The sequence below is a fragment of the Superficieibacter electus genome, assembly GCF_002915575.1.
GTDB lineage: Bacteria > Pseudomonadota > Gammaproteobacteria > Enterobacterales > Enterobacteriaceae > Superficieibacter > Superficieibacter electus.
Window position 1 is genome coordinate 18,466 of record NZ_PQGD01000027.1, and the last position, 19,711, is coordinate 38,176.

The 19,711-nt window shown below is 55.5% G+C and carries 22 protein-coding genes; 16 read left to right on the plus strand and 6 right to left on the minus strand.

Annotated features, from left to right (window positions below; genetic code table 11):
• Positions 1 to 21: 21 nt before the first annotated feature.
• The 10 genes from CHU32_RS23970 to rlmB all read left to right on the plus strand — a co-directional run bounded on the left by CHU32_RS23970 (position 22) and on the right by rlmB (position 9,844).
• Positions 22 to 1,023, plus strand: a complete 1,002-nt coding sequence (locus tag CHU32_RS23970; protein WP_103678520.1) for a taurine ABC transporter substrate-binding protein — start codon at positions 22 to 24, stop codon at positions 1,021 to 1,023.
• On the plus strand, positions 1,020 to 1,790 hold the full coding sequence (locus tag CHU32_RS23975; RefSeq protein ID WP_103678521.1) for an ABC transporter permease: 771 nt from the start codon (positions 1,020 to 1,022) through the stop codon (positions 1,788 to 1,790). Before CHU32_RS23970 ends, CHU32_RS23975 begins: the two co-directional genes overlap by 4 nt.
• The gene (locus tag CHU32_RS23980; protein WP_103678522.1) at positions 1,790 to 2,569 is read left to right on the plus strand and encodes an ABC transporter ATP-binding protein; all 780 of its coding nucleotides are present in this window, start codon (positions 1,790 to 1,792) and stop codon (positions 2,567 to 2,569) included. The genes CHU32_RS23975 and CHU32_RS23980 overlap by 1 nt, the downstream gene beginning before the upstream one ends.
• Before the next feature lie 35 nt (positions 2,570 to 2,604).
• On the plus strand, positions 2,605 to 3,822 hold the full coding sequence (locus tag CHU32_RS23985; RefSeq protein ID WP_103678523.1) for a M20 family metallopeptidase: 1,218 nt from the start codon (positions 2,605 to 2,607) through the stop codon (positions 3,820 to 3,822).
• Between the two features lie 23 nt (positions 3,823 to 3,845).
• A complete protein-coding gene (locus tag CHU32_RS23990) occupies positions 3,846 to 5,408 on the plus strand; it encodes an ABC transporter substrate-binding protein (RefSeq protein WP_103678524.1) in 1,563 nt (520 codons plus the stop codon).
• 12 nt (positions 5,409 to 5,420) lie between these two features.
• Positions 5,421 to 6,377 carry an ABC transporter permease gene (locus tag CHU32_RS23995; protein WP_103678525.1) on the plus strand — a complete coding sequence of 319 codons (957 nt, stop codon included), beginning with the start codon at positions 5,421 to 5,423 and terminating at the stop codon, positions 6,375 to 6,377.
• Positions 6,377 to 7,234 (plus strand): ABC transporter permease, encoded by an 858-nt coding sequence (locus tag CHU32_RS24000; RefSeq protein ID WP_103678526.1) that lies wholly within the window; start codon positions 6,377 to 6,379, stop codon positions 7,232 to 7,234. The genes CHU32_RS23995 and CHU32_RS24000 overlap by 1 nt, the downstream gene beginning before the upstream one ends.
• Positions 7,227 to 8,216, plus strand: a complete 990-nt coding sequence (locus CHU32_RS24005; protein WP_103678527.1) for an ABC transporter ATP-binding protein — start codon at positions 7,227 to 7,229, stop codon at positions 8,214 to 8,216. Before CHU32_RS24000 ends, CHU32_RS24005 begins: the two co-directional genes overlap by 8 nt.
• A complete protein-coding gene (locus CHU32_RS24010) occupies positions 8,216 to 9,016 on the plus strand; it encodes an ABC transporter ATP-binding protein (RefSeq protein ID WP_103678528.1) in 801 nt (266 codons plus the stop codon). The genes CHU32_RS24005 and CHU32_RS24010 overlap by 1 nt, the downstream gene beginning before the upstream one ends.
• A gap of 96 nt (positions 9,017 to 9,112) precedes the next feature.
• Positions 9,113 to 9,844 carry a 23S rRNA (guanosine(2251)-2'-O)-methyltransferase RlmB gene (gene rlmB, locus CHU32_RS24015; RefSeq protein WP_103678529.1) on the plus strand — a complete coding sequence of 244 codons (732 nt, stop codon included), beginning with the start codon at positions 9,113 to 9,115 and terminating at the stop codon, positions 9,842 to 9,844.
• Between the two features lie 454 nt (positions 9,845 to 10,298).
• On the opposite strand, the gene CHU32_RS24020 is transcribed toward rlmB, so the two are convergent.
• Positions 10,299 to 10,487 (minus strand): hypothetical protein, encoded by a 189-nt coding sequence (locus CHU32_RS24020; RefSeq protein WP_103678530.1) that lies wholly within the window; start codon positions 10,485 to 10,487, stop codon positions 10,299 to 10,301.
• Between the two features lie 35 nt (positions 10,488 to 10,522).
• Here CHU32_RS24020 and CHU32_RS24025 point away from each other — a divergent pair, with 35 nt between their 5' ends.
• A complete protein-coding gene (locus tag CHU32_RS24025; RefSeq protein ID WP_103678531.1) occupies positions 10,523 to 12,145 on the plus strand; it encodes an isovaleryl-CoA dehydrogenase in 1,623 nt (540 codons plus the stop codon).
• On the opposite strand, the gene CHU32_RS24030 is transcribed toward CHU32_RS24025, so the two are convergent.
• The 3 genes from CHU32_RS24030 to bsmA all read right to left on the minus strand — a co-directional run bounded on the left by CHU32_RS24030 (position 12,142) and on the right by bsmA (position 13,627).
• On the minus strand, positions 12,142 to 12,864 hold the full coding sequence (locus CHU32_RS24030; protein ID WP_218113799.1) for a glycoside hydrolase family 25 protein: 723 nt from the start codon (positions 12,862 to 12,864) through the stop codon (positions 12,142 to 12,144). The two genes, CHU32_RS24025 and CHU32_RS24030, sit on opposite strands and share 4 nt — an antisense overlap.
• 49 nt (positions 12,865 to 12,913) lie before the next feature.
• Positions 12,914 to 13,177, minus strand: a complete 264-nt coding sequence (gene yjfN, locus CHU32_RS24035) for a DUF1471 family protease activator YjfN (RefSeq protein WP_103678532.1) — start codon at positions 13,175 to 13,177, stop codon at positions 12,914 to 12,916.
• Positions 13,178 to 13,315: 138 nt separating this feature from the next.
• Positions 13,316 to 13,627 (minus strand): biofilm peroxide resistance protein BsmA, encoded by a 312-nt coding sequence (gene bsmA, locus CHU32_RS24040; RefSeq protein WP_103678533.1) that lies wholly within the window; start codon positions 13,625 to 13,627, stop codon positions 13,316 to 13,318.
• Between the two features lie 207 nt (positions 13,628 to 13,834).
• On the opposite strand from bsmA, the gene yjfP reads away from it, so the two are divergent.
• Positions 13,835 to 14,548 carry an esterase gene (gene yjfP / locus CHU32_RS24045; protein WP_103678534.1) on the plus strand — a complete coding sequence of 238 codons (714 nt, stop codon included), beginning with the start codon at positions 13,835 to 13,837 and terminating at the stop codon, positions 14,546 to 14,548.
• Here the strand turns inward: yjfP and ulaR are convergent.
• Both ulaR and ulaG read right to left on the minus strand, forming a co-directional pair.
• Positions 14,545 to 15,300 carry an HTH-type transcriptional regulator UlaR gene (gene ulaR, locus CHU32_RS24050; RefSeq protein ID WP_103678535.1) on the minus strand — a complete coding sequence of 252 codons (756 nt, stop codon included), beginning with the start codon at positions 15,298 to 15,300 and terminating at the stop codon, positions 14,545 to 14,547. The genes yjfP and ulaR overlap by 4 nt on opposite strands.
• Before the next feature lie 122 nt (positions 15,301 to 15,422).
• Positions 15,423 to 16,487 (minus strand): L-ascorbate 6-phosphate lactonase, encoded by a 1,065-nt coding sequence (ulaG, locus tag CHU32_RS24055; protein WP_103750942.1) that lies wholly within the window; start codon positions 16,485 to 16,487, stop codon positions 15,423 to 15,425.
• 357 nt (positions 16,488 to 16,844) lie between these two features.
• Here ulaG and ulaA point away from each other — a divergent pair, with 357 nt between their 5' ends.
• Genes ulaA through ulaD form a run of 4 tightly spaced genes read left to right on the plus strand, consistent with a single transcriptional unit; the run spans position 16,845 to position 19,702 of the window.
• Positions 16,845 to 18,245 carry a PTS ascorbate-specific subunit IIBC gene (ulaA, locus tag CHU32_RS24060; RefSeq protein ID WP_103678537.1) on the plus strand — a complete coding sequence of 467 codons (1,401 nt, stop codon included), beginning with the start codon at positions 16,845 to 16,847 and terminating at the stop codon, positions 18,243 to 18,245.
• A gap of 11 nt (positions 18,246 to 18,256) precedes the next feature.
• Positions 18,257 to 18,562 carry a PTS ascorbate transporter subunit IIB gene (gene ulaB / locus CHU32_RS24065; protein ID WP_103678538.1) on the plus strand — a complete coding sequence of 102 codons (306 nt, stop codon included), beginning with the start codon at positions 18,257 to 18,259 and terminating at the stop codon, positions 18,560 to 18,562.
• Between the two features lie 9 nt (positions 18,563 to 18,571).
• Complete coding sequence (gene ulaC / locus CHU32_RS24070) at positions 18,572 to 19,039, plus strand: PTS ascorbate transporter subunit IIA (protein ID WP_103678539.1); 468 nt, start codon at positions 18,572 to 18,574, stop codon at positions 19,037 to 19,039.
• 12 nt (positions 19,040 to 19,051) lie between these two features.
• Positions 19,052 to 19,702 carry a 3-keto-L-gulonate-6-phosphate decarboxylase UlaD gene (gene ulaD, locus CHU32_RS24075; protein WP_103678540.1) on the plus strand — a complete coding sequence of 217 codons (651 nt, stop codon included), beginning with the start codon at positions 19,052 to 19,054 and terminating at the stop codon, positions 19,700 to 19,702.
• Positions 19,703 to 19,711 lie beyond the last annotated feature (9 nt).

Below are 19,711 nucleotides of genomic sequence, written 5' to 3' on the forward strand. Positions count from 1 at the left end.
ATCGATCGCAAAGGATAAAAAATGAAAAAAAGTCTCTGCTTATTACTTGCAGCGGGTGGTTTATGGGCCAACGCCAGCATGGCACAAACACCGGCAGAAGTGCGCGTAGCGTATAGCGGCGGTTCGCAAGTATTAATGCTGGCGAAAGCTGACGGCTCGCTGGATAAAGCGCTCAACAGTAAAGTGAAATGGGTGCAATTTGCCTCCGGCGCGGACGCGTTAAGTTATTTCGCCAGTGACGCCATTGATATTGCCAATTTCGGCTCCAGCCCGGCGACGGCCGGTATCGTGCGTAATTTACCGGTGGAAATTATTGGTGTTTCCGGCGTGATTGCCAGTTACGAACGATTAATTGGTAAAGACGGCATCAATAATATTAAAGATATTGAAGGCAAGCGCGTGGCGTATCCGCCAAATTCCACCGCGCAATATGCGCTGGAAGCGGCGATCAGCGTCAATAAACTTGACCGCAGTAAAATCACCTTGCTGCCACTGCGTCCGGCGGAAATGGTTGCGGCCTGGAAGCGTGGCGATATTGACGCGGGCTATGTCTGGGCACCGTTTGCCCAGGAGCTGGAATCGTCCGGCGGTCATCAGGTATTCGCTACCAAAGATCTGCAAAAAGACGGTTACCTGATTTACAACAACTACGTAGTACGTAAAGCCTTCGCCGAGCAGTATCCGCAAACGGTCAGTGCCTTCCTGCGCGTGCATCAGCAGAAAGTGGATGAGTTCAAAAAAGATCCTGAGCGGGCGGCGGCAATTGTCGCAAAAGAAGTGGGCGCGCCGGTGACCACGGCGGCAAATACGCTGGGTGGGCTGGAGTATCCAACCCTGAGCGAGCAGGGAACCGCTGCATGGTTGGGTAACGGTACGCAAACGACGGATAGCGGCATCGGCAAAGCGCTGACTAAAACCTCAAACTTCCTCGCCGGCATCGGTGAAATTCGCAAGCGTGATATTCCGGCTAATTGGGACGCCGCTATCAACTCACGTTACATCCGGGAAGCGGCAGAAAAATGAGATTAGGTCAGCATGTCGCGATCAGCGTGGTGTCGGTCGCGATCTTTTTTAGCCTCTGGCAGATAGCTGCAACCCGGCAATGGGTGGACCCGCTGCTGCTGCCGTCGCTGACGGATATTGGTTTAACCGCTGAAGAACTACTGGCGGACGGTTATCGTCAGGTGCCGCTATGGGAGCATATAGCGGTCAGCCTGGCGCGCGCGCTCAGTGCTTTTGCGGTGGCGATTGTCATCGGTATCCCATTGGGGCTGCTGATGGGTATGTCGGACGGCCTGTCCGCCGTCCTCAACCCGTTCGTGCAGTTCTTGCGTCCGCTGCCGAAAATCGCGCTGATCCCGCTGGCGGTCGTCTGGCTGGGAATTGGTGAAGCGTCAAAGTTCTTCCTGATTTTCATCGCCACCTTTTTAAGCGTGGTGGTGGGTGCCAGCGCGGCGGTGGAGCGTATTGGCCGTTCGCGTATTCGGGTGGCGCAAACATTAGGCGCGACCCGGCGACAGATCTTTTTGCGCGTGGTCCTGCCGGATGCGCTACCGGAACTGTTCACCACTGTCCGGCTGTCGATTGGTATCGGCTGGACGTCATTGATTGCCGCTGAAATGGTTGCCGCCAGCTCCGGTCTGGGCTGGATGGTAATCAACGCCAGCTCTTATCTGCGTACCGATATTGTCATGCTCGGCATTCTGCTGCTCGGCGGCATTGGTTATCTGCTGGATTTATTACTTCTGGGGCTGCAACGGCTGTTTGTGCCCTGGGCGGGGAAAGAATAATGACCGGTCAAATTGCGCTGGAAAAGGTGTCGTTGACGTTTGCGGCAAAACCGCAGCCGCTGAACGTGCTGGAGGATATTTCGCTGACGCTGGCGAAGGGCGAGTTTGTGGTGCTACTGGGACCGTCCGGCTGCGGCAAGTCCACCATTCTTAACTTGGTCGCCGGGTTTACGCGCCCGGACAGTGGGCAGGTGCTGGCGGATGGAAAACCGGTACAGCGGCCCGGACCAAACCGGGGAATGATCTTTCAACAGCCAAACCTGTTTCCGTGGCTGTCGGTGCTGGATAACGTCACCTTTGGTCCACGGCTGGGGCGTTACAACAAAGAAGAGGTCAATGCGCAGGCGCGGGACTGGCTGGCGCGAGTGGGGCTGAAAGGCTTTGAAAACCATGCGCCGTGGCAGCTTTCCGGCGGCATGAAGCAACGCGTGGCGCTGGCACGCGCCTGGCTTCCGGGTCCGGAAGTGCTGCTGCTGGATGAACCCTTCGGCGCGCTGGATGCGCAGACGCGCCTGATGATGCAGGAGCTGCTGTACAACGCGTGGCTTGCCACCGACACAACGCTGCTGTTCGTGACGCACGACGTGGACGAAGCGCTCTTTCTCGCCGACCGCATTCTCATTATGTCGGCGCGGCCCGGCAAAATCGTCGAAGAGATCGTCCTGCCGTTTGGCCGCGAACGCGACATCGAAACCTTTGCGGAGCATCCGCAGTACGGCGAGATCAAACATCACGTTTTGCATCGCGTCCGCCAGGAAGCAAAGCGTCATCTGAGTTAATCCTTCAATCAACTGTCACACGTGAGGTGGAAGCCATGAGCACGAGCGAATTACGGGATCGTCTGGACCACAGTATTCAGCAGCACCGCGACGACTACATCGCAATTTCGAAAGACATCCATGCCCATCCGGAAACCGGGAATAACGAATATTACGCCAATGAGGTCTTAACGGCGCTGTTAAGAAAGCATGGATTTACCGTCACGTCTAATGTTGCCGGGCATGAAACCGCCTTTTATGCGGTGAAAGAGAGCGCGAAGCCGGGGCCGACCATTGCTTTTCTGGCGGAATACGACGCGCTGATTGATATCGGCCACGCCTGCGGTCATAACATTATCGGCGTGACCAGCATCGCGGCGGCGGTTGCGCTGAGCGAAACGCTGGATCAGACCGGCGGTAAAGTGGTGGTGCTCGGCACACCAGCCGAAGAGGGCGGGCTGCGCGGGAAAGGTGGTATTAACGGTAACGTCAAAGCACGCTTTGTGGAGCACGGTTTTCTGGACGATGTCGACGCGGCGCTGATGGTTCATCCCTCCGGAAAAACGCGGCTTACCGGCCCGACGCTAGCCAATAATCATCTCTACTTTCATTTCTACGGTAAACCGTCGCATGCGGGCAGTTCGCCGCATAAAGGCGTTAACGCGCTGGATGCGCTGGTGCTGCTGTACAACGGCATCAGCGTGCTGCGCCAGCAGCTTCCTGACGGCGTGCGGGTTCACGGCATTATCACCAACGGCGGCCAGGCACCAAACGTGATCCCGGAATATGCCTCAGGACATTTCTACATCCGTGCCGCCACCCGCGAGCAGGTGATTGAACTGGAGCCGCGCATTCGCGCTATTGCAGAAGGGGCCGCGCTGGCGACCGGCACGACGGTGAAAATTGAGCACCAGGTCGGCCCGCGTGATTTTCGCATCAATCACGCGCTTAACGCGGTGCTGCTGGACGAGTTTACTGTTGCCGGGGAAAACGTCGATCTGAAAGAGAAAGAAGGGCTGGGATCAACCGACGCGGGGGATATCAGCCATGCGGTGCCGACCGCTCATCCTTACATCAAAATCGGCCCCGACGAGCTGATCGGTCATACCGTGGCATTTCGCGAAGCGGCTAATTCCGCCAAAGGCTATGACGCGCTTATTACCGGTGCGCAGGTACTGGCGCGTACCGGATTGCGACTGCTCACCGATGCCGCGTTGTTGCAGGATATCAAAGATGAATTTGCCGGGCGCAAAACGTCTGGCCAGGCTGCCTAACCCCTGACCGGAGCACCACAATAATGAAAATGCTGTTTTCTGCCGCCGCGCTGATGCTGGCGGCAGCGTTACCCTGGGACACCGCGCAGGCGGCAAATGTGGATCGCAATGCGACGCTGAATATTGCCTACGGCAACCGTCCCGGTACGCTCGATCCCTATCTCACTACCAACAATGCCACGTCGGATGTGGATCGGCATATTTTCGAAACGCTATTTACGATCAACGCCAAATTCGAACCGGTACCGGAACTGGTACAGAGCTATACCCTGAGCGACGATCGCAAAACCTATACGTTTGTATTGCGCGACGGTATTCACTTCCACGACGGACAGTTGCTGACCGCCGATGACGTGGTGGCCTCCATGAACCGCTGGCTGGCGACTTCCACGCAGGGAAAAGCCAACTTACCCGGCGTACAATTCGTGAAAGTCGATGACAAAACGGTTAGCCTGACGCTGCCCGCGCCGTCGTTAATCACGCTCAATGTGCTGGCCGATGTGAAAAACATCGCTGCGATTATGCCAAAACGCATTATCGACGCGGCTAATAGCAGCAAAAAACCGGTAACGGAGCTGGTCGGCACCGGCCCTTATAAGCTGGCAGAATTTAAACAGGGTGACTATCTGCACCTGACCCGTTTTGATCACTATGTCTCGCGCACGGAGCCAGCGAGCGGCCTTGCCGGGCAGAAAAAAGCGGACGTGAAGGATATCTGGTTTCGCTACATCACTGACGAATCCACTCGTCTGGCAGGCGCAATGACCGGTGAATATGATCTGGTTTTCCAGTTGCCGAAAGACAACATTGAAACCCTGCAAAGCGCGCCGGATATTTCGCTCTTCCAGCCGCACAGTGGCGGCTCGCTGATCACTTATCTGTTCAACAAACATCAGGGACCATTTGCCAACGTCAAACTACGCCAGGCATTTAATCTGGCGCTGGATGTTCATCAAACGCTGCTGGCAGGCTATAGCGATCCGCGCTTCTTTAAAGAAGATCCGTCGCTGGGGTTTCCGGATCAGGTCGACTGGTACAGCGAGGCGGGCAAGCCATACTGGAATCAGCACAAGCTGGATGAGGCGCGCAAGCTGGTGCAGGAATCCGGGTATAAAGGCGAAGAAGTGGTGATCATTGCCACTAAAGAGTATGCCGAGCTGTATAACCTGGCGATCGTTGCCCAGCAGGTGCTCAAACAGATTGGCGTCAAGTCTCGTCTCGACGTCTATGACTGGCCGACCGTGCTGCAACGCCGCCAGGACCCGAAAAACTTTGATCTCTGCGCGCTGGAATTCTCCATGCGTCAGGTACTGCATCAATATCCGTTCCTCGACTCGCGCGCTAAATTCCCGGGACTGAGCAATAGCCCAGAGATCGACGCGACGCTGGATGCGATCAAACAAGCGCCGTCGCTGAAAGAAGCGAAAGGGCTGGTGGACCAGCTTAACCTCCAGCTCTGGCAGTATCTGCCGGTGATTGTGCTGGGACGTACCGCGCCAGACGCGGTGGCCATTAAAAATAACGTGAAGGGATATCAGGACCTGATTGGTCCTGTATTGTGGAATGTTAGCGTCAGCCAGCCCTGATCGGAGCGCACCATGAGAGGGTTCCTTTTTCACCGCCTGCTGGCGCTGTTGCCGGTGCTGTTTGTGGTGTCGATAGTGGTGTTTTGTCTGGTGCATCTGGCACCGGGCGATCCGGTACTGGTGATCCTCGGCAACGACGCCAGTCCCGGCGATATCGCCGCGCTGCGTCAGCAGATGGGGCTGGATCAACCCATTATGGTGCAATTTCTTCACTGGTTCGGCGCGGTGCTGCGGGGCGATCTCGGTCACTCGCTGTTTCTGGATACCAGCGTGATGGGGCTATTTTTGCAGCATCTGACGCCGACCCTGGCGTTGGCGTTGTATGCGCAGCTTATCGCCCTGACGCTGGGGCTGGCAGGCGGCGTGGTTAGCGCCTGGCAGCATGGGCGGTTTACCGACCGGGCAATCCGCGCGCTGGCAACACTCGGGATGTCGGTACCGGGCTTCCTGCTGGGGTTGTTTTTGATTTTTGTGTTTGCGGTACAACTGCGCTGGTTTCCGGTCGTCGGCTACCGCTCCACCAATAACGATCTACTGCTGAATCTCTGGTATCTGACATTGCCTGCCGTTGCGCTGGGCTTTCGTATTGCCGCGCTGATCGCCCGGATGACGCGGGCGGTGATGCTGGATGTACTACAGGAAAACTTTATCAATACCGCCCGTGCGAAAGGGGTTCCGGAGCGTCTGGTGCTGTTGCGACACACCCTGAAAAATGCGCTGATCCCCATTTTGACTATCTGCGGCGAGTCGTTCGCCGGGCTGGTCACCGGCACCATCGTGATCGAAAGCGTATTTGGCATTCCCGGCGTTGGATCGCTGATTGTGGATTCGATCGAGCGGCGCGACGTGACGGTGATCCAGGGGGTTGTGCTGATGATCACCGTTTGTTATGTCCTGATCAATCTGGCGGTGGATCTGCTGAGCTATTTCGCCGATCCGCGTCTCTCCGTTGAGGGGGCGGAAAGCTGATGAACTCACGAAATCCTGCGCTGTGGATCTGGCCTGTTTTGCTGGTGGCGATTGTGATCCTGTCGTTTTTTGCCAGTGCGATCAGCGCCTGGGACCCTTATGCCATCGATCCGCTAAGCCGCCTGAAGCCGCCGAATGCGACGCACTGGTTCGGTACCGATAACTTTGGCCGCGATCTGTTTGTCCGCGTGGCGCTGGCGGTGCGCGTATCGCTGTCCGTTGGCGCGGCGGTGGCGGTGATTTCCGGCGTGGTGGGCATGGTTATCGGCCTGCTGTGCGCCTGGTATCGCCCGGTTGACCGCATCTTAATGCGGGTCTGCGACGGCTTGTTCGCCTTTCCTTCGTTGCTGCTGGCGATTGCCATCGTCGGCGTGCTGGGGCCGAAAATTGCTAACGTCGTGCTGGCGCTGTCGTTGGTGTATGTACCCTGTATCGCCAGGGTGATCCGTGGCGCGGCGATGGTCATTAAAGAGAAAAACTTTATCGAGGCGCTGCGGGCGCAGGGCGCATCATCTTCGCGGATTATCTGGTTGCATCTACTGCCGAATGTGATTTCACCGTTTATCGTGCAGGTAAGCTGGGTGTTTTCGGTGGCTATTCTCACCGAGGCGGCGCTCAGCTTTCTCGGCTCCGGCGTACCAGCACCGATGCCAAGCCTGGGCAATTTGCTGCTGGAAGGCAAGGCAGTCATTTTTACCGCGTGGTGGATGACGTTCTTCCCCGGTATCGCTATCGTTTTGCTGATTCTGGCACTGAATATTATCGGCGACGATCTGCGCGATAGCGCCGATCCGGGACTGAAACCTTTGCCACGCCGCATACTGCGCCGTTTAAAACGAGGAGGCCAGCATGGCTGAAGCGTTGCTCCAGGTTAAGGATTTACGCGTTAATTTTGCCACCCGTCTTGGCGTGGTCGCCCCGGTGCGCGGTGTCTCTTTTAGGGTTGGCGCGCACGAAACGCTGGGGATTATCGGCGAATCCGGCTGCGGCAAAAGTGTTACCGCCCAGGCGCTGATGGGACTGCTTTCACCGCGTACCAGCCGGGTAGAGGGAGAGATTGTCCTGGCGGGACGTGCGCTCCAATCTCTGTCATTAAAATCGCGCAGACGCCTGAGCGGACAGGAGATGGCGATGATCTTCCAGGACCCGCTCTCCAGTCTGAACCCGGTGCTGACCATTGGCTTTCAGATCGATGAAAGCCTGCGGTTGCATACGACGCTTAATCGCCGCCAGCGGGCAGAAAAAATCGTCGCCCTATTGCAGCAGGTCGGCATTCACGATCCGCAGCGTTGCGCCAGCGCCTGGCCGCATGAACTCTCCGGCGGAATGCGCCAGCGGGTGATGATCGCGATGGCGATCGCCAGTTCACCCGCGTTGCTGATCGCCGATGAACCTACCACTGCGCTGGATGCGACGATCCAGGCGCAAATCCTCGATCTGCTGGACGAGATCAAGCGGCAAACCGGCATGGGGATTGTCATCATTACTCATGATCTCAGCGTCGTCGCCCGGCTCTGTCAGCGTGTAGTGGTACTGTATGCCGGAGAAGTGGTTGAAGAAACCGATGTGCAGACGCTATTTGCTAATCCACGACATCCTTACACCCGTGCGCTGCTCGCTGCGCGTCCGTCCGCGGACAGCCAGCCGAAAAGCGCGCTGCGGGAAATGCCGGGGCAGGTACCTTCGCTACATATGTTACCGTCCGGCTGCGCTTTTGCCGATCGCTGCCCGCTGGCCCAGCCGCGCTGTCGGGCGCAGGGACCGGCGCTGCGCCCCTTTGACACCTCTTCTCATCAGGTCCGCTGCTGGCGGGCCGAAGAAACCGGAGTGTTATTGTGATGAATACGCCGCTATTAACCGTGCGCAACTTGTCAAAAACGTTCCAGCGTCGCGGGCAGAAGGTGCTGGCGGTCGATGACGTTAGCTTCAGCCTCCAGCCAGGTGAAACCTGGGCGTTGGTGGGCGAGTCCGGCAGCGGGAAAAGCACTACTGGCCGGCTGCTGCTTGGTTTGACGCCTGCCTCCGGAGGCGAAATCATATTCAACGGCATCTCGCTACTGTCGGCGCGTCCCCAGCAATGGCGTAGCGTGCGCAGAGAGTTACAGATGATTTTCCAGGACCCGCTTTCATCGCTCGATCCCAAACGCACCATCGGCTATAGCCTGGAAGAGCCGCTGATTATTCACGGCCTCAAAAACCGCCAGCAGGCAGTCGCGGAAATGCTGACCCAGGTAGGGCTGAAAGCGGAGGATGCCAGACGCTATCCGCATGAGTTTTCCGGCGGCCAGCGGCAGCGCATAGGTATTGCGCGGGCGCTGATCCTTAAGCCAAAGCTTATCGTCTGTGATGAACCCGTCTCTGCTCTCGACGTGTCGATACAATCGCAGATCCTCAATTTATTGATGGCCCTCCAGCGGGAGTACGGGTTGGCTTATCTGTTTATCTCTCACGATCTCAATGTGGTACGCCATATTGCCGATCGGGTGGGGGTGATGCATCGCGGTAAACTTGTCGAGCAGGGCGACAGCGAGCAGATTTTTGCCCGGCCTGAGCATCCCTATACCCGCTATTTGCTGGATGCGATTCTGCCCGCGCATCCGCCGGGAATGGATATTTCCCGCCTCGCCGTCAACGGATAACTTACGTCGGGGAGTCGACCTGGGGGCGGTGTCGGTTATAATAGGCGCGTAATCACCCGATAACCCGGCGCAACCCGCCTAAAATGAGTACCTTTGATGAGTGAAATGATCTACGGCATCCACGCGGTGCAGGCACTGCTGGAGCGCGCACCGGAGCGTTTTCAGGAGGTTTTTATCCTGAAAGGACGTGAAGATAAACGTCTGCTGCCGCTTATTCACGCGCTGGAAGCCCAGGGCGTGGTGATCCAGCTGGCGAACCGTCAGTATCTGGATGAGAAAAGCGAAGGGGCGGTGCATCAGGGGATCATCGCGCGCGTCAAGCCGGGTCGCCAGTATCAGGAAAACGATCTACCGGATCTGATCGCCTCGCTCGATCAGCCTTTCTTTTTGATCCTCGACGGCGTTACCGATCCGCATAATCTCGGTGCCTGCCTGCGCAGCGCCGATGCGGCAGGCGTTCATGCTGTGATTGTTCCGCGCGATCGCTCGGCCCAGCTTAACGCGACGGCGAAAAAAGTGGCCTGCGGGGCGGCGGAAAACGTGCCGCTGATCCGCGTGACCAACCTGGCGCGTACCATGCGTCTGCTTCAGGAAGAGAATATCTGGATAGTCGGTACCGCGGGCGAAGCGGATCATACGCTATACCAGAGCAAAATGACCGGGCCGCTGGCGCTGGTGATGGGCGCAGAAGGCGAAGGTATGCGTCGCCTGACCCGTGAGCATTGCGATGAGTTGATTAGCATTCCCATGGCGGGAAGCGTGTCGTCGCTTAACGTGTCGGTGGCAACCGGGATTTGCCTGTTCGAAGCGGTGCGCCAGCGCAGCTGACCGCAGGGAATAGCCTGCCCGGTGGCGCTGCGCTTACCAGGCCTACAGTACGATGTAACCCGCTGATATTATGCCCTTTGTAGGCCGCGCAACGTGAAGTCGCCGCCCGGCATTATCCGGTACGTAACCTGCCCGGTGGCGCTGCGCTTACCGGGCCTACAGCACGATGTAACCCGCTGATATTATGGCCTTCGTAGGCCGGGCAAGGCGAAGCCGCCGCCCGGCATTATCCGGTACGTAACCTGCCCGGTGGCGCTGCGCTTACCGGGCCTACAGCACGATGTAACCTGCTGATATTGTGGCTTTCACAGGCCGGGCAAGGCGAAGCCGCCGCCCGGCATTATCCGGCACGTAACCTGCCCGGTGGCGCTGCGCTTACCAGGCCTACAGTACGATGTAACCCGCTGATATTATGCCCTTTGTAGGCCGGGCAAGGCGAAGCCGCCGCCCGGCATTATCCGGCACGTAACCTGCCCGGCGGCGCTGCGCTTACCGGGCCTACAGTACGATGTAACCCGCTGATATTATGCCTTTCGTAGGCCGGGCAAGGCGAAGCCGCCGCCCGGTATCGTGACGCAGCGGTCAGCGTGTTGACCTCGTTTTTGTGACCTTTCTCCCATGCACGTCCTCCTTCGCTGTCCATACTTATCTCCATCATGCCTGAAGGAGGAGGACGTCATGCCCTGGCAAACGCATACCGTTTTTAATCAACCGCTTCCCCTTAATAACAGCAACCTGTTCCTCTCCGATACGGCGCTCCGCGAAGCGATAGTACGGGAAGGCGCAGGATGGGACAGCGATCTGCTTGCCAGTCTCGGTCAACAATTAGGTACGGCGGAATCACTGGAGCTGGGACGGCTGGCGAATCACAACCCGCCGGAGCTGTTGCGCTACGATCAGACCGGCGCGCGGCTGGACGATGTGCGTTTTCATCCGGCGTGGCACATCCTGATGCAAGGGCTGTGCGCCAATCGGACGCATAATCTGCCGTGGCAGGCAGAGGCGCGTAGCGGATCGTTTGTTGCCCGTTCGGCACGGTTTATGCTCCATGCACAGGTCGAAGCGGGAACACTATGCCCTGTTACCATGACGTTCGCCGCCACGCCGCTACTCCAGCAATCGTTGCCAGCATTGTTTACGCAGTGGCTGTCACCGCTGCTTAGCGACCGCTACGACCCACATGTGCTGCCGGGCAGCGAGAAACGTGGGCTGCTTATCGGCATGGGAATGACCGAAAAACAGGGCGGCTCCGATGTGCTGAGTAACACCACGCGGGCCGAGCCGCTCAATGACGGCTCCTGGCGGCTGGTCGGGCACAAATGGTTTTTCTCAGTGCCACAAAGTGATGCGCATCTGGTGCTGGCGCAGGCGAAAGGGGGGCTATCATGCTTTTTTGTCCCACGTTTTCTGCCTGATGGGCAGCGTAACGCGATCCGTCTTGAGCGCCTGAAAGACAAACTTGGCAACCGTTCTAACGCCAGTAGCGAAGCGGAATTTTTTGATGCCGCAGGCTGGCTGATTGGTGAGGAAGGCGAGGGCGTGCGGCAGATCCTCAAAATGGGTGGCCTGACACGCTTTGACTGCGCGCTGGCAAGCCATGCAATGATGCGTCGGGCATTGTCGGTGGCGCTGTATCACGCTTATCAGCGGCAGGTCTTTGGTAAACGGCTGGTGGACCAGCCGATCATGCGCCAGGTGCTGAGCCGGATGGCGCTTCAACTGGAAGGCCAGACTGCATTCATGTTTCGTCTGGCGCGTGCCTGGGATCATCGTCACAGCGCAGAAGAAGCGTTGTGGGCGCGGCTGTTTACCCCGGCGGCCAAGTTTACGCTGTGTAAAGCAGGCATCCCTTTTGTGGCAGAAGCGATGGAAGTGCTGGGCGGCACTGGTTACTGCGAAGAGAGTGAATTACCGCGCCTGTACCGTGAGATGCCGGTCAACAGCATCTGGGAAGGGTCCGGTAATATCATGTGCCTCGACGTTTTGCGCGTGCTGGCAAAACAGGCGGGCGTGCAGGCGATTCTGGAACAGGAATATGCAGCAGTAAAAGGGCAGGACCGGCATTTTGATCGCGCCTGGCGGCAGCTTCAGCAGCGTTTACGCCGCCCTCAGGAAGCGCAGGGACGAGATATTACTCAGCAACTCTGCCTGTTGGCTACAGGGGCACAGCTTCTGCAACATGCCTCGCCGCCGATAGCGCAGGCATGGTATCAGATGATGCTGGATACCCGCGGCGGCGTGCTGCTAAGTGAAGCGTTACAGAACGATCTACTGCTGCGGGCCACGGGCGGCACGATTTAAGGATGCAGCAGGGCGTCAAACTGTGATGAATTACCCTGAAATACGTTCAGATCGACCGCGGTATCAATGCCTGGAATATGTCCGCGGTTTGCGTACTGCCAGAACGTCCACTGCCGGTGGTAGGGCAGTGATGGCTGTCGCCAGATATCGCGTATCCACAGAGGATGCGTCAGGAAATCCTGCTGCAAATAGTCATCATAAAAGTCACGTGTGGCGTAGAGAATAACCTTTTGCTGGTAAACCTGCTCCAGCATAGTCGTCATTTCCCGCAATGCGGCAATGACCTGCTCCCGGCTCTGCGGCGCGCAGTTTGCGCCATATTCGAGGTCGATCGTCGGCGGCAGCGCATTTGCGGCCACGGGAACCGTCGCAATAAAGTTTTGTGCCTGTTCTTTACCCGATTTGCAAAGCGAGAAAAAATGATATGCGCCGGTTACCAGCCCCCTGGCGCGGGCGTTTTGCCAGTTCTGTTGAAAAGCGGGATCGCGAAAGGTACTGCCCTGAGTGGCTTTAATAAATACAAACCGGACTGCTTTGGGATCGACAAGCGCCCAGTTAATGATTTTCTGATGATGGGAAATATCAATACCCTGAACGGGCCACTGTGTACGGGAAGGATAATTAAGACGCAGCCAGCCTTCATAAAAGGCCGTTTTAATCAGTAAGCCGCAGACTATAAAAAGCAATAACAGAGCCAGCCCGCGTCCATAGCGGTTCATAACGCATCATATCCGTATCAATATTTTTGCTTTTATACTCTATCCTCGCTCAGGCGTAAAGGATCGCCTGCACGCGCCAGTTATCCGGGTTTTGCTCTTCATACATCTGGATGATGCGATACCATGATGCGCCCTGCTCGTCCGCTTTACGCGCCACCACACGTTCTACATCCTGCGGGTTGCCGGCAATATTATTCACCGAAATCAAACCAATTTCGTTGAGCCCGGTAACGCAATCCGCGCTGGCAAATTCAGCCGATTGAGCCGATGCGCCAGCAAATTTTAATGAGGGCAAAGCAAAAGTTCGGTTCATTCTTCGCTCCTTTTCACAAAAACCCAACGTTTAGCGAGGCGCTCCGTCACGGGTACTTATCCTCAAATTCACATGTACTGACATTGTGCACAGGAAAACGTGAATGGACGCAAAGCAATGTAAAGGTTAATAAAATCCTTACTTACGATAAAGGATCGCCTGCGAGTACCACTGTCCTGGAAAGACGGTGTCATCAATCATCACAATCACGTAGTAATCTGCTTTGGCGGCGGCCGCTTTCGCTTTTATTGCCGCCTCAACATCCATTGGCGAGCCATAGATCATGGCGCTGACTGTTCCGGTGCGCTGCAATCCCAGCGTTTGATTTCGCTGGATCTCCTGAGGAGGCGTGGTGAGTGGCGGTGGCGCTTTCGGTGTCCCCTCCAGCACACTACATCCGCTCAACAGCATTGTCAGTATCAACGGAGCAATACGGCGTAAAAGTTTCATAACTCGTCTCCTGATAGAGCTAGTGTAGTGGGAAAACGGCCTTGATTTAGGGGAATGTTCCCAATTTGTTACCTCTGCCGTTATTTTCGAATGAAAATAGTTGAAAAACGTAAGCCACTTCTCATCATTTCTGGCAGCGCCCTGCGTTTTTATACCTTGCTTACCCGCAGGCAACGTGGCATATCAGAATAAAAGAGGAGTGAATAAATGATAGAACTGGATGTGCGCACGCTGGCAAATATCGAAATATTGCATGCTTTTCCTTCAGGAAAAGGCAACCAGCCTTTGCCTTGTATTGTGTTTTATCATGGGTTCACTTCGTCAAAGCTGGTGTATAGCTATTTTGCCGTCGCGCTGGCGCAAGCCGGGTTTCGGGTCGTGATGCCGGATGCCCGCGAGCACGGGGCGCGTTATCAAGGCGATGAACAGGGCCGTATGCAGCATTTCTGGCAGATTCTTCAGGAAAATTTCCATGAATTCAGTGCACTACGCGATGCTATTGTCGCTCAAGGCTGGGTGGACGGGCAGCGACTGGCGGTCGCAGGTGCCTCCATGGGCGGAATGACCGCGCTGGGGCTGATGACGCAACATCCTGAAATTACGTGCGTTGCCTGCCTGATGGGGTCCGGTTACTTCATGCAACTCTCACGCACGCTTTTTCCTGCGCAGGAAGAGCAGCCCGCGCTGGCCCGCTGGGATGTGACGCAGCAACTGCCTGCGCTTGCCAACCGGCCTTTATTACTCTGGCACGGCGAGGAGGATGACGTTGTCCCGGCCGTGGAAACGCTGCGTTTACAGCAAGCACTGAGCAGTGCCGGGCTGGATCAACATCTGACCTGTCAGTGGCAGGCTGGCGTGCGTCACCGTATTACGCCTGAAGCGCTTTCCGCGACGGTGGCGTTCTTTAATCAGCATCTTTAAACGCGGGTTACCTTAACGCCCTGAGCTTCAAGTTTTTTCAGGATTTCGGCGTCGGCATTTTTGCCGGTGATCACCTGGTCAATTTGCGCGGCCTGGCTAAACAGCATGCCCGCGCGTTCGCCGACTTTACTACTGTCCACCACCACCACCAGCTTACCCACCACGTTGAGCATTTTTTGTTCTGCCATGGCGGTTAGCATATCTGTTTTATACAGACCGTCGGCAGTGAGGCCCTTGCCGCTGGTAAACATCCAGTGGCCGGCATACAGGCTGTTTTCGTTGTCCTGCGGGCTGAGCGTAATCGAGTGGCTTTTATTGTATTGCCCGCCCATGATAATCACGCTCTCATGCTCCTGGTCGATCAGATAGTTCGCCAGCGGCAAATAGTTAGTGATGATCTGTACGGGTTTGCCACACATTTCGTGGCCGAGCAGAAACGCCGTTGAACCACAGTTAATTACCACGCTCTCGCCAGGGTTCACCAGCTGTGCTGCCGCTCTGGCAATACGCACTTTTTCATCATGATTTTGTGCCTGATGAATATTGCGGGGCGACCAGCGTGGACGTTGCTGGCTGATAGCTTCCGCGCCGTTACGAACTTTTTTTAACTTGCCACTCTCGTCGAGCTTGTTGATATCTCGTCGCGCGGTAGCTGGAGAAATCCCCAGCCGGGCCATTACCTGTTCTACGGTCACGAAGCCTGATTGCGCTAACAGATCCAGTAAAATTTGATGCCTTTGCGCTTCCGTCATGAACTATTCCGATTAAAAATGATGGTTAAAGATGATATTTGAAATAGCCTGAAATTGCTAAGCATAAGTTGAGACGCAGGCTTGCAAAGACGCTGCGCCCGACAGCGTCTTTACGGGAACCTTTACAGGAAAGATGTAAACGGTAGATCGGGTTCAATAGTGAAGCAGTCATCGAAGCCGCGCGGATAGTGATACTCAAAATTGTCTTTATCCAGTGGCCAGGTAAATTTGCCGCCCACCTGCCAGATAAACGGTTTGAAGCCGTATTTCAGACGATCTTTTTTCATTTCCCACAGCACGCGTAGCTCCTGCGGATCGGCCTGGAAGTTTGACCAGATATCGTGATGGAACGGGATGACTACTTTCGCATTCAGCGCTTCCGCCATGCGCAGCATATCCACGCTGGTCATTTTGTCGGTGATGCCGCGCGGGTTCTCGCCGTAAGAGCCGAGCGCAACGTCGAGTTGGTGTTCGTTGCCGTGCTTTGCGTAATAGTTGGAATAGTGAGAATCGCCGCTGTGGTATAGCGAGCCGCCCGGCGTTTTGAACAGGTAGTTCACCGCGCGCTGATCCATGCCGTCTGGCAGTACGCCAGCGGCGCTTTGATCGGCAGGCAGGGTGATTAACGCCGTGCGGTCGAAGGCATCCAGCGCATGAATTTCAATATCTTTGATTTTCACTACATCGCCGGGCTTGACGACGATACAACGCTCTTTCGGCACGCCCCAGCCGATCCACAGATCCACGCAGGTTTGCGGCCCGATGAACGGCACGTCGTCGGCACAGTTTTGCATCACGGCAGCCGCCACGTTAACGTCAATGTGATCGTTATGATCGTGGGTAGAAAGTACGGCGTCGATCTGACGAATAGCGAAAGGATCGAGCACAAACGGCGTGGTGCGCAGATTCGGCTGGAGCTTCTGTACCCCTGCCATCCGCTGCATCTGATGGCCTTTTTTCATCAACGGATTACCGTGACTCTGCTTGCCGGTGCCGCACCAGAAGTCCACGCAGATATTGGCACTGCCTTCCGATTTAAGCCAGATACCCGTACAACCCAGCCACCACATGGCAAATGTCCCCGGTGCGACCTGCTCTTGTTCGATTTCTTCATTCAGCCAGCTGCCCCATTCCGGGAAAGTACTGAGGACCCATGATTCACGGGTAATGGTGGTTACTTTACTCATTTTGCCGCTCCTGTTTTCATAATGAATCATTAGATGATTTATTTTGATTAATACTGACATTGTGGAATCACCATTGCAATGCAAAAATTTCACTTTTTAGTCTGTTTTAGCGACGCCCTCTTCTTGTTAAGAGATTGTTTCATCTCTATTTTACTTTTTTATTTTCTTTTAATTATTTGAATTAAATGGGAATAAATAAAATCATGCAGAGTCATTACAAACAGAAAGGAAATAAAGTGCGGGATGTGTCACAAATAATCAAACACAATCTTTTTGTGATTACTTTTGATTGTTAGAGTGGCGGCACACTATGCATTACGTTGGCGACGCGTTGCGCCCGCACTTCTGGAGAGCGTTATGGAGATCCTCTACAACATCTTTACCGTCTTCTTTAATCAGGTGATGACCAATGCGCCTTTGCTATTGGGGATTGTCACTTGCCTGGGTTACATCCTGCTGCGTAAAAGCGTCAGCGTGATTATCAAAGGCACCATCAAGACCATTATCGGTTTTATGCTGTTGCAGGCAGGGTCTGGCATTCTGACCAGCACCTTTAAGCCGGTAGTGGCAAAAATGTCTGAGGTTTACGGCATTAACGGTGCAATTTCAGATACCTACGCATCAATGATGGCGACCATTGAGCGCATGGGCGATGCTTATAGCTGGGTGGGATACGCGGTGCTGCTGGCGCTGGCGCTGAACATTTGTTACGTGTTACTGCGCCGGATTACCGGCATTCGTACCATCATGCTGACCGGACACATCATGTTTCAGCAGGCCGGGCTGATTGCGGTGTTCTTCTATATTGCCGGTTATTCGATGTGGACCACCATTATCTGTACCGCCGTGCTGGTGTCGCTGTACTGGGGCATTACGTCGAACATGATGTATAAGCCGACGCAGGATGTCACCGACGGCTGCGGTTTCTCTATCGGACACCAGCAACAGTTTGCGTCGTGGATTGCCTATAAAGTCGCTCCTTTCCTCGGTAAAAAAGAAGAAAGCGTTGAAGACCTCGAACTGCCAGGCTGGCTGAATATTTTCCACGACAACATCGTTTCTACCGCGATTGTTATGACCGTCTTTTTCGGGGCAATCCTGCTCTCCTTCGGGCTGGATGTGTTACAGGCAATGGCGGGTAAAACCCACTGGTCTATCTATATCCTGCAAACCGGCTTTTCGTTCGCGGTGGCGATTTTCATCATCACCCAGGGCGTGCGTATGTTTGTCGCTGAACTTTCTGAAGCGTTCAACGGCATCTCCCAGCGCCTGATCCCCGGCGCGGTACTGGCCATTGACTGTGCGGCTATCTATAGCTTCGCGCCCAACGCGGTGGTGTGGGGCTTTATGTGGGGCACTATCGGCCAGTTGATCGCCGTAGGCATCCTGGTGGGTTGTGGCTCCTCCATCCTGATTATTCCTGGCTTTATCCCGATGTTCTTCTCGAACGCCACGATCGGCGTCTTCGCTAATCACTTCGGTGGCTGGCGCGCTGCGCTCAAGATTTGTCTGGTGATGGGGATGATTGAAATCTTCGGCTGCGTGTGGGCAGTAAAACTCACCAGCATGAGCGCCTGGATGGGCATGGCAGACTGGTCGATTCTGGCACCACCGATGATGCAGGGCTTCGCCTCCATTGGCATCGTGTTTATGGCCGTCATTATCGTTATTGCCCTCGCTTATATGGTCTTCGCCGGACGCGCGCTGCGTACGGAAGAAGATGCAGAAAAACAACTGGCAGAAACCTCTGCTCAATAAGGAGTTTGATTATGACCGTACGTATTCTGGCCGTATGTGGTAACGGACAAGGTAGTTCCATGATCATGAAAATGAAGGTGGATCAATTCCTGACCCAATCGAACATTGACCATACCGTTAATAGCTGTGCCGTTGGCGAATATAAAAGCGAGTTAAATAGCGCGGATATCATTATTGCTTCCACGCATATCGCCGGTGAAATCAGCGTCACGGGAAATAAATATGTGGTCGGCGTGCGCAATATGCTCTCGCCTGCGGATTTCGGCCCGAAACTGCTGGAAGTGATCAAAGAACATTTCCCGCAGGACGTGAAGTAAGGACGCTTTATGAAACTACGAGATTCGCTGGCTGAAAATAACTCCATTCTTCTTCAGGCCGAGGCCAGCAACTGGCAGGAAGCGGTAAAGCTGGGCGTGGATTTGCTGGTCAAAGCAGACGTGGTTGAGCCGCGTTATTACCAGGCCATTCTTGACGGCGTGGCGCAGCACGGCCCGTACTTCGTCATTGCGCCGGGGCTGGCGATGCCGCACGGCAGGCCGGAAGAAGGTGTCAAAAAAACCGGTTTTGCGCTGGTAACGCTGAAAACGCCGCTGGAGTTTAACCATGAAGACAACGACCCGGTCGATATCCTGATCACCATGGCGGCGGTGGATGCCAACACCCACCAGGAAGTGGGCATTATGCAAATCGTTAACCTGTTTGACGACGAAGCCAACTTTGACCGTTTACGTGCCTGCCGCACCGCGCAGGAGGTTCTTGATTTAATTGACCGCACTAATGCGGCATCCGCTTAAGAGGGAATTGAAATGTCACTACCGATGTTGCAGGTCGCACTGGATAACCAGAGCATGTCTTCCGCCTACGAAACCACCCGCCTGATTGCGGAAGAGGTGGATATTATTGAAGTCGGCACCATTCTTTGCGTTGCGGAAGGCGTGCGTGCCGTTCGCGACCTGAAGGCGCTGTATCCGCATAAAATTGTGCTGGCGGATGCCAAAATTGCCGACGCCGGCAAAATCCTCTCCCGGATGTGTTTTGAAGCCAATGCCGACTGGATCACCGTGATTTGCTGCGCAGATATCAACACCGCCAAAGGTGCACTCGACGTGGCGAAAGAATTTAACGGCGACGTCCAAATCGAACTGACCGGCTACTGGACCTGGGAGCAGGCGCAGGAATGGCGCGACGCAGGCATTGGGCAGGTGGTGTATCACCGCAGCCGTGACGCGCAGGCCGCAGGTGTAGCGTGGGGTGACGCGGATATTTCCGCCATTAAACGTCTCTCTGAGATGGGCTTCAAAGTCACCGTTACCGGCGGGCTGGCGCTGGAAGATTTGCCGCTGTTCAAGGGGATTCCCATCCACGTCTTTATTGCCGGCCGCAGCATTCGCGATGCTGCCGACCCGGTAGACGCGGCGCGCCAGTTCAAACGTTCCATCGCCCAGTTGTGGGGATAAGGAGCGGCT